Source organism: Streptomyces sp. NPDC048659, from assembly GCF_040650575.1.
Taxonomy (GTDB): domain Bacteria; phylum Actinomycetota; class Actinomycetes; order Streptomycetales; family Streptomycetaceae; genus Streptomyces.
The window spans coordinates 157,774-171,897 of record NZ_JBEZHM010000001.1 but is presented as its reverse complement, the minus strand read 5'-3'; the positions used below and the strand labels follow the sequence as shown (position 1 = coordinate 171,897).

The 14,124-nt window shown below is 75.2% G+C and carries 10 protein-coding genes and 2 tRNA genes; 10 read left to right on the top strand and 2 right to left on the bottom strand.

Features of this window, described 5'->3' with window-relative positions; genetic code table 11:
* Positions 1 to 15 precede the first annotated feature (15 nt).
* Both AB0C99_RS00850 and AB0C99_RS00845 read right to left on the bottom strand, forming a co-directional pair.
* Entirely contained in the window at positions 16 to 3,681 is a 3,666-nt protein-coding gene (locus tag AB0C99_RS00850; protein WP_362467820.1) for a PAS domain-containing protein, read from the bottom strand.
* 189 nt (positions 3,682 to 3,870) lie between these two features.
* Positions 3,871 to 4,302, bottom strand: coding sequence for an SSI family serine proteinase inhibitor (locus tag AB0C99_RS00845; protein WP_362467818.1), 432 nt, complete (start codon positions 4,300 to 4,302; stop codon positions 3,871 to 3,873).
* A gap of 220 nt (positions 4,303 to 4,522) precedes the next feature.
* On the opposite strand from AB0C99_RS00845, the gene AB0C99_RS00840 reads away from it, so the two are divergent.
* The 10 genes from AB0C99_RS00840 to AB0C99_RS00795 all read left to right on the top strand — a co-directional run bounded on the left by AB0C99_RS00840 (position 4,523) and on the right by AB0C99_RS00795 (position 14,114).
* A tRNA-Ser gene (locus AB0C99_RS00840) sits at positions 4,523 to 4,613 on the top strand.
* A gap of 268 nt (positions 4,614 to 4,881) precedes the next feature.
* Positions 4,882 to 4,954 (top strand) — tRNA-Arg (locus AB0C99_RS00835).
* 179 nt (positions 4,955 to 5,133) lie between these two features.
* Positions 5,134 to 5,898: a BRO family protein gene (locus AB0C99_RS00830; protein WP_362467816.1), complete on the top strand. Its 765-nt coding sequence runs from the start codon at positions 5,134 to 5,136 to the stop codon at positions 5,896 to 5,898.
* Between the two features lie 47 nt (positions 5,899 to 5,945).
* On the top strand, positions 5,946 to 6,797 hold the full coding sequence (locus AB0C99_RS00825; RefSeq protein ID WP_362467814.1) for a DUF2797 domain-containing protein: 852 nt from the start codon (positions 5,946 to 5,948) through the stop codon (positions 6,795 to 6,797).
* A gap of 88 nt (positions 6,798 to 6,885) precedes the next feature.
* A complete protein-coding gene (locus AB0C99_RS00820; protein WP_362467812.1) occupies positions 6,886 to 7,227 on the top strand; it encodes an antibiotic biosynthesis monooxygenase in 342 nt (113 codons plus the stop codon).
* Between the two features lies 1 nt (position 7,228).
* Positions 7,229 to 8,137 (top strand): amidohydrolase family protein, encoded by a 909-nt coding sequence (locus AB0C99_RS00815; protein ID WP_362467810.1) that lies wholly within the window; start codon positions 7,229 to 7,231, stop codon positions 8,135 to 8,137.
* 131 nt (positions 8,138 to 8,268) lie between these two features.
* A complete protein-coding gene (locus AB0C99_RS00810; protein ID WP_362467808.1) occupies positions 8,269 to 9,006 on the top strand; it encodes a response regulator transcription factor in 738 nt (245 codons plus the stop codon).
* Positions 9,007 to 9,012: 6 nt separating this feature from the next.
* Positions 9,013 to 10,530 (top strand): HAMP domain-containing sensor histidine kinase, encoded by a 1,518-nt coding sequence (locus AB0C99_RS00805; protein ID WP_362467806.1) that lies wholly within the window; start codon positions 9,013 to 9,015, stop codon positions 10,528 to 10,530.
* A 129-nt stretch (positions 10,531 to 10,659) separates the two neighbouring features.
* On the top strand, positions 10,660 to 11,928 hold the full coding sequence (locus AB0C99_RS00800; protein WP_362467804.1) for a bifunctional glycosyltransferase family 2/GtrA family protein: 1,269 nt from the start codon (positions 10,660 to 10,662) through the stop codon (positions 11,926 to 11,928).
* Positions 11,928 to 14,114: a glycosyltransferase family 39 protein gene (locus AB0C99_RS00795; protein WP_362467802.1), complete on the top strand. Its 2,187-nt coding sequence runs from the start codon at positions 11,928 to 11,930 to the stop codon at positions 14,112 to 14,114. The genes AB0C99_RS00800 and AB0C99_RS00795 overlap by 1 nt, the downstream gene beginning before the upstream one ends.
* The last annotated feature ends 10 nt before the right edge of the window (positions 14,115 to 14,124 follow it).

The window sequence follows — 14,124 nt, the reverse complement described above, 5'->3', positions numbered from 1 at the left end:
ATTGTCAGACAGGCCCTAGTTGGTGCCGATCTTCGCGAGCAGGTCCACGATCCGGGCCTGCACCTCGTCGCTGGTCGACCGCTCCGCGAGGAACAGCACCGTCTCGCCCGAGGAGAGCGTCGACAGCTCGGCCCCTTCGAGACCGGCCGAGGTGTAGACGACCAGCGGAGTCCGGTTCAACTGCCCGTTCGCCCGCAGCCAGTCGATGATCCCGGCCCGGCGGCGACGCACCTGCATCAGGTCCATCACCACCAGGTTCGGGCGCATCTGGGTCGCCAGCGTGACCGCCTCGGTGTCGGTCGCCGCCCGCGCCACCTGCATCCCGCGCCGCTCCAGCGTCGCCGCCAGCGCCCGCGCGATGTCGTCCTGCTCCTCGATGAGGAGCACGCGGGACGGGTGCTGCTCGCTGTCCCGCGGCGCCAGCGCCTTGAGCAGGACCGCCGGATCGGCGCCGTACGCCGCCTCCCGGGTCGCCTGCCCCAGCCCCGCCGCCAGCAGGACGGGCACCTCGGCGGCGACCGCCGCCTGGCGCAGCGACTGGAGCGCCGTCCGGGTGATCGGCCCGGTCAGCGGGTCCACGAAGAGCGCGGCCGGGAAGGCGGCGATCTGCGCGTCCACCTCCTCGCGGGAGTGCACGATCACCGGCCGGTAGCCCCGGTCGCTCAGCGCCTGCTGGGTGGAGACGTCGGGCGCGGGCCAGACCAGCAGCCGGCGCGGGTTGTCCAGCGGCTCCGGGGGCAGTTCGTCGTCGACGGGCCGGGGCTGCGGCTGGTTCGACACCTCGACCGCGCCGCCGGGCCCGTCCAGCGGCTCCGGCCCCTCGGCCGAACCCTCGGCGGGCGCCCCTATGGCGTACGCGCGCCCCTCGGGAGCGGCGGCGGGCGCCGGGATCGGGGCGAGCTTCGCGGCCGGGACCGGCGCCGGTACGGGCGGGACGGCGGGCGCGCCCGGAGGCAGCGGGTGCGGCCGGGCGGCCTGCTCGGCCGCGCCGGGACGGCTCTCCTCGCCCGGGTTCCCCAGCTTCCGCCGCCGCCCGGAGGCCGCGGCACCCGCCGGGACGGGCGCCTGCGCCTGCGCGGGGACCACGGACGGTACGGGGGCGGGGGCGGGGGCGGGGCCGGACGCGGGGACGGGCATCCCGGACGGCACCGGGACGGGTGCCGGAGACGCGTCCCGCTCCTGCTCCTCCCGCACCGGCGGCTGGGCGAAGGGCACGCCCTGCCCGAGCGTGCGGACGCTGAAGGCGCGCCCGTGCGTCGAGTCCCGGCCCGCCGGGATCTCCGGCGGCAGCGGCACGGAGCCCGTACCGGTCCCGCTGGTGGTCTCCTGCGGCCCGCGCCGCCGCCCGGGCAGCGGGTGCGCCTGCGGCGGGGTGTGCTCGTCGCCGGGCAGCGCCCGTACGGCCTCGTGGCGCTCGCCGGGCTCCGGCTCCCGCGCCTGCTCCAGGGCGGGTACGGGCGCGGCCTCCAGGAGCCCGTCGGCGGCGCGGTCCGTGTCGGCGGGGGCGGGCGGCAGCGCGAACGGCGTGCGCGGCCCGGCCTCCTGCGCGGCGGCGCGCTCCTGCGCGGCGGCGAGCGCCCGCCGCCTGCGCCCGGTCGGCCGGGCCTCCTCGTCGGAGGCGACGGCGGGCAGCGCCAGGGCGCTGTGCTGCTGGGGCGCCGGGGCGTCGGCCGGGACGCCCTGCGGCGGCACGGCCGCGCCGAGCGCGGGACGGGCCTGCGCGCCCTCGGCGGCGGTCACGACGGCGCCCTCGGCGGGCCGGCCGCGGCGCCGCCCGGTGCCGCCGGACTCGGCGGGCCCGGCGTTCTGAGCGGGGATCAGCTCGCCCGGCGCGCCCGCGGGGGTGCCGGCGGCGGGCGTGTCGCCCGTACGCCCGCGGCGGCGGCCGGTCGGCTCGGGCGCGGGGCCGTCCTCGGGCGCCAGCGGGCTCTCCAGGAACGCGTCGGTGGACGCCCGGCGGGCCCGCCGCCGCCCGCTGCCGTGGGTGCCGTCGGGTCCGGGGACCTCCTCGGCGACCGGCGCGGGAAGCGCGGGCAGGGCGGGCAGCTCACGCCCTCGCCGCCCGGAGTCGGCGTCGGGGCCCGCGTCGGAGTCCGCGTCGGCATTGGCGTTGGCGTCGGCGGCGATGGCACCGCGCCCCGACCCGAGGGGAAGCTCGACGACGTACGCGCCGCCGGTCGTCCCCGGCACCTCGTGGGTCTGGACGACGCCGCCGTGGGCCTCGACGATCCCGCGCACCACCGGCTGGTGGACCGGGTCGCCGCCCGCGTACGGGCCGCGGACCTCGATACGGACGACGTCACCGCGCTGGGCGGCGGCGACGACGATCGTGGAGTCGGCGTAGCCGCTCGTCTGCGCGGCCTTGTTCTTGCCGGTCGCGTCGACCCCGGCCACGTCGGCGACCAGGTGCGCGAGCGCGGTGACGAGCCGTCCCGCGTCGACCTCCGCCTCGATCGGCGGCGCGTGCACGGCGAACTGGGCGCGCCCCGGCCCGATCAGCTCGACGGCGTGGTCGATGCCCGAGGTGACGACCCCGTCGAGCGGCACGGGCTCCTTGGCGAGCGGCTCGGCGCCCTCGTCGAGCCGCTGGTAGCCGAGGACGTTGTCGACGAGGGTGGTCATCCGGGTGTAGCCGGCGGCCAGATGGTGCAGCACCTGGTTGGCCTCGGGCCACAACTGCCCGGCGTCGTCGGCGGCGAGGGCGCCGAGCTCGGCGCGCAGCTCCTCCAGCGGCCCGCGCAGGGAGTCGGCGAGGACGGCGGTGAGCTGCGCGTGCCGGGCGGCGAGCGCGGTGTGCCGCTCGCGCTGCCGCTCCAGCTCGGCGAGGTGCCGCTCGGCGCGGTCGGCGGCCTCGCCCTCGTACTTCTCGACGAGCTGCTCGTACGGCCTGCGGTCGGTGAAGGTCATGACGGCGCCGACGAGCTGGTCCCCGTCCCGTACCGGCGCGGTGGTCAGGTCGACGGGCACCTTGTCGCCGTTCTTCGCCCACAGCACCTGGCCCCGGACGCGGTGCTTGCGGCCGGACTTGAGGGTGTCGGCGAGCGGCGAGTCGGCGTACGGGAAGGGTTCGCCGTCGGGGCGGGAGTGCAGCACGAGGGTGTGCAGCTCCTTGCCGCCGAGGTCGGTGGCGCGGAAGCCGAGGATCTGCGCGGCGGCCGGGTTGACGAGGACGACCCGCCCGTCGGTGTCGGTGCCCACGACACCCTCGGCCGCGGCCCGCAGGATCATCTCGGTCTGGCGCTGCGAACGGGCCAGCTCCGCCTCGGTGTCGAGGGTCCCGGTGAGGTCGCGCACGACGAGCATGAGCAGCTCGTCGCCGGTGTAGCCGCTGTACGAGTCGTACGCCTCGCGGCCGTCCTCCAGGCTGGCGCTGGTGACCTCGACGGGGAACTCGCCGCCGTCGGTGCGGCGGGCGACCATCCGGGTGGGCTTGGTGCGGCCCCGCTCGTCGGCGGCCTCGGGCAGGCGCATGGAGCCGGGGATGAGGCGCGAGTCGAACTCGGGGAGCAGGTCGAGCAGCCCGCGCCCGACGAGGGCGGTGCCGGGGGTCTCGAACATGCCGAGCGCGATCGTGTTGGCGTTGACGACCGTGCCGTTGCAGTTGACGAGCACGAGGCCGTCCGGGAGGGCGTCGAGTATGGCTGCGAGGCGAGCAGCGCCTCGGGATGGCCTGCTGCTCACGACGACGGTTCCTCCCTGACCCACTGCACGTGCCTGTTGCCTGTGCCTATCGCCTGTCGGCCGGGCCCATCTTGCCCCTCGGGTCGCGGCCTGTCACGGAGGGAGTCTAAGGGAGGCGGCTCCTCCGGTCCCCGGGACGGCCCCCGGCGGACGTCGCGACGGACGTCCCGGGGGCGCTCCCAGGGCTGTTCAGACCCGGGGGAGGACGGGCCGGAGGTTCTCCCAGCGGGAGATCTCGCACCCGTTGGCGCGGGAGAAGCGGGCGTCGATCCTGCGGCCCTGCCAGTCGCCGGTGACGTGGGCGGTGGCGGGGCCGCCGTACTGCTGGGTGCAGGACTGGCCGGCGGGGACGGGCGCGAAGGGGTCGCTGCCGGCGACGGCGAACTGTTCGAGCCGCTTGCAGGCGTTCTCGGCGGCGGGGTGGCTCCCGCCGGGGGTGCCGCCGCACTCCAGCCGGAAGGTCCCGTCGGCCTCGGCGTGGCCGGACTTCTCGACGACGACGGTGAGGACGTCGGGCGAGGAGAGGAGCGGCAGCGGGGGGAGCGGCCCGATCCCGGTGGCCGAGGCGGTGCCGGCGAAGGCGAGCGGGGCGAGGGTCATGAGGGCGAGGCGGCGCAGCATGCGGTCTCCAGGACGGGGCGGAAGGCGGAGCGGGTCCCCTCCTCTAACGCTCGGCACTCCGCTCCGTTGCGCAACCGGGATGCGCCGGGCGGGGGGCACGAGGGCGCGAGCGCTTTGCCCTGGGCCCCCGGGGCCTAGTACGGTGACAAGCGATTGGTGGCGCGGTGCTCGTCTGTGTCATCATCTGCACGCACCACTCGCGTACGCGCGGGAGATGCGAGGAGGCGTCGCCTAGTCCGGTCTATGGCGCCGCACTGCTAATGCGGTTTGGGTCTTAAAGCCCATCGAGGGTTCAAATCCCTCCGCCTCCGCCCCAGAGAAGCCCCGGCCCCACAGGCCGGGGCTTCTCGCATTCCCACCCCGCCGGCCCGCATGTGACCCCGGTCTCTTTCACCCCCGCGAACCCCCCTGCGCCCCCACGTCCCCCTCGCCCGCCACCCCCGAGGGCTCGGACGTTTTCGCAGGTCACAAGGGGTGAGGCATATGGATTTCACATGACGGCGGCAGTCATGTAATGTTCTTCCTGTCGCCGCGAACGAGGCCCGAAAGGCCAGGGAGCGAAGACGGAAAACAAAACAAGCACTCGTAGCTTAACGGATAGAGCATCTGACTACGGATCAGAAGGTTGCAGGTTCGAATCCTGCCGAGTGCACAGAGACAAGAGGCCCGGACGAGAGTCCGGGCCTCTTGCGTTGCGTTGTGCGGGGTGGGGGCGGGCGGGGTCCGGTGGGGGAGGAATCCGGTGATTCCCACACCTTTGGGTGAACCGGGCTGATTTCCATGTCAGTTGAATATGCCCTCGGCCTAGCTTGCAGGTGGAGGTGATGTCCGATGAACGCCCACGTCAACGCCATTGACATCGACGACTTCGTTTTTGCCGCCACCGGGGTCCGGCTGCGCCGGCTCACCCTGGCGGACGGGACGCACTGGTTCCCCGCCGGGGACGTGGCCGGGGCGCTCGGGCACGGGGATGTGCGCAAGGCCCTCCGCAACCACGTCGGCAAGGCCATGCAGGCCACCCTCGGCGAACGGATGGTCAGCCTCGAAGGGCTCGTCCAGCTCGTCGCCGCCTCCACCGGGGGCCGGGCCGCCCCCTTCACCGCCTGGATCGCCGAGGTCGTCTGTGCAGTGCAGCGGCACGGCGGTTACGGGCTCGAACCCTCTCCCGTGCCCGATGCGTACGTCGTGCCGTCGGCCGTGCGCGACGAGGTCGTCCGGCTGGAGGCCGAGGAGCTCGACGACCGGCACCTCACCCGGCTCGCCGAGGCCGGCGACGTGCTCGCCGTGCCCGTCCAGCGGGCCGGCCCCGCCCTCACCCCGCAGGACCTCCTCGCCTCCTGGCGCGAGCGGAACGTCGTCCTCGGCGACGACCTCCACGCCGTCGCCGCCTGCCTCGCCCCCGAGCTCGTCCGCGGCGGGGTCCGCTACCGGCTGGAGGAGCTCGCCCGGCTCACCGGGCTCCCCTCCGACCGGGTCCGCGACTGCGTGCGGATGCTCGTCGAGCGGGGGTGCATGCGGCACGCGGGAGGGGGTGGGGGGAGCGGGGGTGACGGTGGTGATGGGGGTGATGGGGGGTTGCTTTATCTGATGCCTTGAGTACGTGGGGTTCCCGCGCTGTCAGTGGGGCCCGGCAGACTGGGGGCATGGTGTGGCGGAGTGCCGGGGTCACCTGGCGGGGCGGGGTGCCCGGGCTGCGGTGGGACGGGGGGCGGGTCAGCGCGCTCGGGTACGGGCGGGCCATCGGGTTCCGGGCCGTGGGGGAGCGCCGGTGTTCCGGGGCCCGGGGCAACGCGTGTCCGGTCGGTGCCCCGGTCGGCGGGCGGAGCACCGGCGGGCGGTGCGCCGAGTGCGCGCGGCTCGACCGGGCGCACTCCGTCGCCGCCGACACCCTGCTCGACGACCCCCGCACGTACCGCGTCTACCTCGCCTGGTTCGGGCCCGGCATGGTCAAGGTCGGCATCACCCGCGAGGAGCGCGGGGACGCGCGGCTGCTCGAACAGGGCGCGGTCGCCTTCAGCTGGCTCGGGCGGGGGCCGCTGATGGCCGCGCGCCGGACCGAGGAGGTGCTGCGGCACGCGCTCGCCGTGCCCGACCGCATCCCGTACGCGCGCAAGCGGGCCGTCCGGACCGCCCTGCCGCCCGCCCCCGAGCGGGCGCGCGCGGTCGAGGAGCTGCACGGGCGGGCCGTCGGCGTCGGCGCCTGGGCCGACACGCTGGAGCCGCTCGCCCCCGAGGTCCACGACCACGCGGACGTCTTCCGGCTCGACGGGCTGCCGCCGCTCGACGCGGGCGTCGCCGAACTCGTCCCCGGCGGGGTCGTCGCCGGGCGGCTGCTCGCCGCCGCCGGGCCCGATCTGCACCTCCTCGACGCGGACGGGCGGCACCTCGCCCTCGACACCCGGCTGCTGACCGGCCGGGGGATCGAGAGCGCCCCGGCCGGCGCGCGCGTCTCGGTGCCGCTCGTGTTCGGCGACGGGCAGGAGCAGCTGTTCTGAGCGGGGCCGGCGGGGCGACCGTAAAGTCTTGGATCCCTTTGGGGTCCGGCCGTGGACAGCCGCGACACCCCCGGACCAGGGTGATCACATGACCCAGGAACTCGTGGGCGGCCTCGAACCGCCCTACTACACCGCTGTCTTCACCGCGATCCGCCCCGACTCCCCCGAGGGCTATCCCGAGACCGCCACCGCCCTGCACGCCCTGGTCCAGGACATGCCCGGCTTCCTCGGCTACGAGTCCGCCCGCACCCCCGGCGGCATCGGCATCACCGTCGCCTACTTCCGCGACCTGGACGGGCTCGCCGCCTGGCAGCACCATCCGGAGCACCTGGAGGCCAAGCGGCGCGGGCGCGAGGAGTGGTACGACAGCTACCGCGTGCACATCGGCAAGGTGGAGAGGGCGTACGGCTTTGACCGCGAGCGCGGCTGAGATGGGGGATGCGGCTGACGCGGGCGAGGCTCGGGAGGTGCGGGGGTGGGCCGGGCGGCTCGGGCTGCCGGGGCTCGTCGACGTCCACACCCACTTCATGCCCCGCAACGTCCTCGACAAGGTGTGGGCCTACTTCGACTCCGCCGGGCCCCTCACCGGCGTCGCCTGGCCCATCACCTACCGCGAGGAGGAGGACCGCCGGATCGCGCTGCTGCGCGGCTTCGGGGTGCTCGCCTTCACCTCGATGCTCTACCCGCACAAGCCCGGCATGGCCTCCTGGCTCAACGACTGGGCCGCCGACTTCGCCCGCCGCACCCCCGACTGCCTGCACACCGCCACCCTCTTCCCCGAGCCCGGCGCCCCCGGCTACGTACGGGCCGCCCTGGAGGGCGGGGCCCGGGTCCTCAAGGCGCACGTCCAGGTGGGCGGATACGACCCGAACGACCCGCTGCTCGACGAAGTGTGGGGAATCGTCGAGGACGCCGGGACGCCCGTCGTCGTCCACTGCGGCTCCGGGCCCGCGCCCGGCGCGTTCACCGGGCCCGGTCCGATCGGGCGGCTGCTCGCCCGGTACCCGCGGCTGCGGCTCGTCGTCGCCCACATGGGGATGCCCGAGTACGCCGACTTCCTCGGCCTCGCCGAGCGGTACGAGGGCGTCCACCTCGACACCACCATGGCCTTCACCGACTTCAGCGAGCGCCTCGCGCCCTTCCCCCCGGGCGAGCTCAAGCGGCTCGCCGGCCTCGGCGACCGGATCCTGCTCGGTACCGACTTCCCGAACATCCCCTACCCGTACGTCCACCAGCTCCACGCCCTCGAACGGCTCGGGCTCGGCGACGACTGGCTGCGGGCCGTCTGCCACGGCAACGGCGCCCGGCTCTTCGGGCTGCCGGGGGGCCTCGCCCCGTAGGTCCCAGGGCTCGTCGCCGGGCGCTGCCCTCGGAGGCCCCCGTAGGTCCCCGGACGCCGTCGCCGGGCATTCTCAGGAGATTCACAGGGAAGCGAAAGGACGGTTTCAGCAGCGGCGGACAGCGTGTCCCCATGACTGCGACCACTCCTCGCTCGCGAACCGACCTCCTCCGGGCCGACGGCACCGCCGTCCGCGTCCTCGTCGTCGACGACGAGGCATCGCTCGCCGAGCTGCTCTCGATGGCCCTGCGCTACGAGGGCTGGCAGGTGCACAGCGCCGGTGACGGGGCCGGCGCGCTGCGGATCGCGCGGGACTTCCGGCCCGACGTCGTCGTGCTCGACATGATGCTGCCCGACATGGACGGGCTCTCCGTCCTCGGGCGGCTGCGCCGCGAGCTGCCCGAGGTGCCGGTGCTCTTCCTCACCGCGAAGGACGCGGTCGAGGACCGGATCGCCGGGCTCACCGCGGGCGGCGACGACTACGTCACCAAGCCGTTCAGCCTGGAGGAGGTCGTCGCCCGCCTGCGCGGCCTGATCCGGCGCTCCGGGGCCGCGCAGGCGCGCGCCGAGTCGCTGCTCACCGTCGGCGACCTCACCCTCGACGAGGACAGCCACGAGGTCACCCGGGGCGGCGAGTCCGTCCACCTCACCGCGACCGAGTTCGAGCTGCTGCGCTACCTCATGCGCAACCCGCGCCGGGTGCTCAGCAAGGCGCAGATCCTGGACCGCGTGTGGTCGTACGACTTCGGCGGGCAGGCCAACGTCGTCGAGCTCTACATCTCCTACCTGCGGCGCAAGCTGGACGCGGGGCGCAGCCCGATGATCCACACCCGGCGGGGGGCCGGCTATCTGATCAAGCCCGGGGAGTAGTCCGCCGTGCGCATCCGCCGCCCGCGCCGGGGGTCCCGGGGGTCACGGGGCTCCCGGGCGCCCTGGTCGCTGCGGACCCGGCTGGTGCTGTCCGCCGTCGCGCTGATCGCCGTCGTCTGCGCGGTCATCGGCTCGGTGACGACGATCGCCTTCCGGTCCTACCTCTTCGACCAGGCCGACACCCGCCTGTCGGAGGTCGCCAAACGAGCCGCCGGGCCCTCCCACACCGATCCCGGGCCGACACCGGGCGGCGGCTTCCAGGCGCCGTTCATCATCGGTCCCGGCGCGCCCCTCGGGACGGTCGGCGCACGGGTGGTGAACGGCGAACTGACCACCGGCGACGTGTCCGTACCGCCCGAGGAGGGGGTGTACGGGCAGCGGTACGACCTGGCGGCGCTGACCGCGGAGCAGTCCGCCGCGCTCGCCGCCGTCCCCCGCGACGGCGCCCCGCACACGGTCTCCCTGCCCGGCGGGCTCGGCGACTACCGGGCGCGGTACGCCTCCGGGAAGAACGGCGACTACGTCGTCGGCATCCCGCTCGCCGAGGTCCAGGACGCCCTGTCCACGCTGATCGTCGTCGAGCTGAGCGTGGCCGGCGCCGGGCTCGTCGCCGCCTCGCTCGCCGGGACCGTGCTCGTCCGGGTCGCCCTGCGGCCCCTGCGCCGGGTCGCCGCGACCGCGGCCCAGGTCTCCCGGCTGCCGCTGCACAGCGGCGAGGTGGCCCTGGACCACCGGGTGCCGGAGGCGCAGGCCGACCCGCGGACCGAGGTCGGGCAGGTCGGCGCGGCGATCAACCGGATGCTCGACCACGTGCACTCGGCGCTCGACGCGCGCCAGCGCAGCGAGACGCGGGTCCGGCAGTTCGTCGCCGACGCCAGCCACGAGCTGCGCACCCCGCTGGCCTCGATCCGGGGCTACGCGGAGCTGACCCGGCGCGGGCGCGAGGAGTGCGGGCCCGACACCCGGCACGCGCTCGGGCGCATCGAGTCCGAGGCGACCCGGATGACGGGCCTGGTGGAGGACCTGCTGCTGCTCGCGCGGCTGGACGCCGGACGCCCGCTCTCGTACGAGAGCACCGATCTCGCGCTGCTCGTCGTGGACGCCGTCTCCGACGCCCGCGCGGCCGGGCCCGGACACCACTGGCGGCTCGAACTCCCCGACGGGGACGCGCCGGTGAAGATCCCCGCCGACGGCGCCCGGCTCCAGCAGGTGCTGGTCAACCTCCTCGGCAACGCCCGTACGCACACCCCGCCCGGCACCACCGTCACGGCGCGGCTGCGGGTGGGCCCCGCGCACGTCGACGTCGAGGTCGAGGACGACGGGCCGGGCATCGCGCCGGAGCTGGTGCCGTCCGTCTTCGAGCGCTTCGCGCGCGGCGACGCCTCCCGCTCCCGGCACGCGGGCAGCACCGGGCTCGGCCTCGCCATCGTCCGGGCGGTCGTCCTCGCCCACGGCGGCACGGTGGGCGTCGAAAGCGCCCCGGGGCGGACGGTGTTCGCGGTGCGGCTGCCGAAGCAGCTCTGAGGGGGAGGCGGGCCACGAGCCGGGGGGATGCTCCCCCGGGCCACGAGCCGGGGGGACGCTCCCCGACTCACAGCCCCGCCACAGCTTCGGCACACCGTCGTGACAGCGGCCCTGGCGAGGGTCGGGGACATGCAGATGTCACCGACCGCCGAAACCCTTCCCGCCCGGGAGCACCTCCCCGTCGGCGCGGCCGGCCGGCCCGTCCTCGACGTGGTGATCCCCGTGTTCGACGAGGAGAAGGACCTGGAGCCCTGCGTCCTGCGGCTCCACGAGCACCTCTCCCGCACCTTCCCGTACGACTTCCGCATCACCGTCGCCGACAACGCCTCCACCGACTCCACCCCGGACGTGGCGCGTTCGCTGGCCGAGCGGCTGCCCGGCGTCCGTTCCGTACGGCTGGAGGAGAAGGGGCGCGGGCGCGCGCTGCGGACCGTCTGGTCGGCGTCCGAGGCGCCGGTCCTCGCGTACATGGACGTGGACCTGTCCACCGACCTGAACGCGCTGCTGCCGCTGGTCGCCCCGCTCATCTCCGGCCACTCCGACCTGGCGATCGGCTCGCGGCTCGCCCGCTCCTCGCGGGTGGTGCGCGGGCCGAAGCGGGAGTTCGTCTCCCGCGCGTACAACCTGATCCTGCGCGGCTCGCTCGCCGCCCGCTTCTCCGACGCCCAGTGCGGCTTCAAGGCGATCCGGCGCGAGGTCGCCGAGCGGCTGCTGCCGATGGTGGAGGACACCGGCTGGTTCTTCGACACGGAGATGCTGGTGCTGGCCGAGCGGGCCGGGCTGCGGATCCACGAGGTGCCGGTCGACTGGGTCGACGACCCCGACTCGACCGTCCACCTCGTGCGGACCGCCGCCGAGGACCTGCGGGGCGTGTGGCGGGTGGGGCGGGCGCTCGCGACCGGCTCGCTGCCGCTGGACCGGCTGGCCCGGCCCTTCGGCGACGACCCGCGCGACCGCGAACTGTCCGGCGTGCCGGGCGGTCTGGCCCGCCAGCTCGTCGGCTTCTGCGTGGTCGGGGCGCTGTCCACGCTCTTCTACCTGGCGCTCTACTCGCTCTTCCGGCTGGGTGTCGGCCCGCAGCTCGCCAACGCCGGCGCCCTGCTCGTCTCCGCCGTCGCCAACACGGCCGCCAACCGGCGGCTCACCTTCGGCGTACGGGGCCGGGACCGGGCCGCCCGCCACCAGGCGCAGGGGCTCGTCGTCTTCGCCATCGGCCTCGCCCTGACCAGCGGCTCGCTGGCCGCGCTCGGCGCGGCGACGGGCGACCCGGCGCACTCGACCGAACTCGCCGTGCTGATCGTCGCCAACCTCGCCGCGACCGTCGTGCGCTTCCTCCTCTTCCGGCTCTGGGTCTTCCCGGAGCGCACCCAGGCCCCCAGGACCTCAAGGACCTCTTGATGAACTTCCCGAATCCGCGTCCGCTCACCCGGCGCCTGTGGCGCGGCCGTCCCGAGGACGCCCCCTGGGTGCGGCCCGCGTTCCTCGGCCTGCTGCTCGTCACCACGGCCCTCTACCTGTGGAACCTGACGTCGAGCGGCTACGCCAACTCCTTCTACTCGGCGGCCGTGCAGGCGGGCGGCGAGAGCTGGAAGGCGTTCTTCTTCGGCTCGCTCGACGCGGCCAACGCGATCACCGTCGACAAGCCCCCGGCCGCGCTGTGGCCGATGGCCCTGTCCGTGCGCCTCTTCGGCCTCGGCTCCTGGCAGATCCTGCTGCCCGAGGTGCTGATGGGCGTGGCCACGGTCGGCGTGCTGTACGCGGCTGTCCGGCGGCGCTTCACGGCGGGCGCGGGGCTGCTCGCGGGCGCGGTCCTCGCGCTGACCCCGGTCGCCGCGCTGATGTTCCGCTTCAACAACCCGGACGCGCTGCTCGCGCTCCTGATGACCGTCGCCGTGTACTGCGTGCTGCGCGCGCTGGAGCTCGACAAGGGCGCGGCGCGCTGGCTGGTGTGGGCGGGGGTGGCGCTGGGCTTCGCGTTCCTCGCCAAGACCCTTCAGGCGTTCCTGATCCTGCCGGTGCTGGCGCTGGTGTACGTGGTGTGCGCGCCGGGCGGGATCGGGCGCCGGTTCGGGCGGCTGGGCCTCGGCGGGCTGGCGATGCTGGTGTCGGCGGGCTGGTGGGTGGCCCTGGTCGAGCTGTGGCCGGCGTCCTCGCGCCCGTACGTGGGCGGCTCGCAGAACAACAGCTTCCTGGAGCTGACCTTCGGCTACAACGGCCTGGGCCGGCTCAACGGCGACGAGGTCGGCAGCGTCGGCGGCGGCGCGCGCGGTGGGGCGGGCGGCATGGGCGGCATGGAGCTCCCGGCCAGTCTGGAGCTGCCCGGACGGATGGGCGGGCGCGGCGGCGGTGGCGGCGGCTGGGGCGAGACGGGCCTCGGGCGCATGTTCAACGACCAGGTCGGCGGCCAGATCTCGTGGCTGCTGCCGGCGGCGCTGCTGCTGCTGGTCGCCGGGCTCGTGGTGACCTGGCGGGCGCCGCGCACGGACACGGCGCGGGCGGCGTTCCTGGTGTGGGGCGGTTCGCTGCTGATGACGATGGGCGTCTTCAGCTTCATGGCGGGCATCTTCCACGAGTACTACACGGTGGCGATGGCCCCGTATCTCGCCGCCGTGGTCGGCATGGGCGCGGCGGTGCTGTGGGAGGAGCGGACCCGGTTCCTCGCCTCGGCGGGGCTCGCCGCCTCGGTCGCGGTGTCGGCGGTGTGGGCGTGGGTGCTGCTGGGGCGCACCCCGGACTGGCTGCCGTGGCTGCGCTGGGCGGTGCTGGTCGCGGGCTGCGCGGCGGCGCTCGGGCTGCTGGTGGCGGTGCGGCTGACGCGGGTGGACCGCCGGATCGGCCTGGCGGCGGCGGGGCTGGGCCTGGCGGCCGGGCTCGCGGGGCCGTTCGCGTACACGATGGCGACGCTGGCGGAGGGGCACCAGGGCTCGATCGTGACGGCGGGTCCGGCGGGCATGGCCGGGCCGGGCGGGATGCGCGGCGGCCGGGGCGGCGGCGGGCGGATGCTGTTCGGCGGCGGCGGGGAGGGGCCGGGCGGGCAGTTCCCGGGCGGTCAGGGCATGGGGCGGTTCCCGGGTGGGGGTCCGGGGGGCGGGCAGTTCCCGGGCGGGGGTCCGGGGGGCGGCGGTGGCGGTCAGGCTCCGGGTGGCGGCGGTCAGGCTCCCGGCGGCGGCCAGGCGCCCGGCGTCCCGGGTGAGAACGTCCGTCCCGGCGGCGCCGGCGGGCTCCTCAACGGGGCGAACGTCGGCGCCGGGGCCAAGAAGGCGCTGCTCGCCGACGCCGACGCGTACACCTGGGTCGCCGCCGCCGTCGGCGCGCAGAACGCGGCCAGCTACCAGCTCGCCACGGAGAAGCCGGTGATGGCGATCGGCGGCTTCAACGGCAGCGACCCGTCGCCGACGCTCGCGCAGTTCAAGCGGTACGTGGCCGAGGGGAGGATCCACTACTTCATCTCCTCCGGCGGCGGCATGGGCGGCGGGCCGGGCGGCGGCGGCAGCGGTGGGATCACCTCGTGGGTCGAGTCCACCTTCGAGAAGACGACCGTGGACGGCGCGACCTTCTACGACCTGACGGCCCCGAAGAAATAATCCCTATACA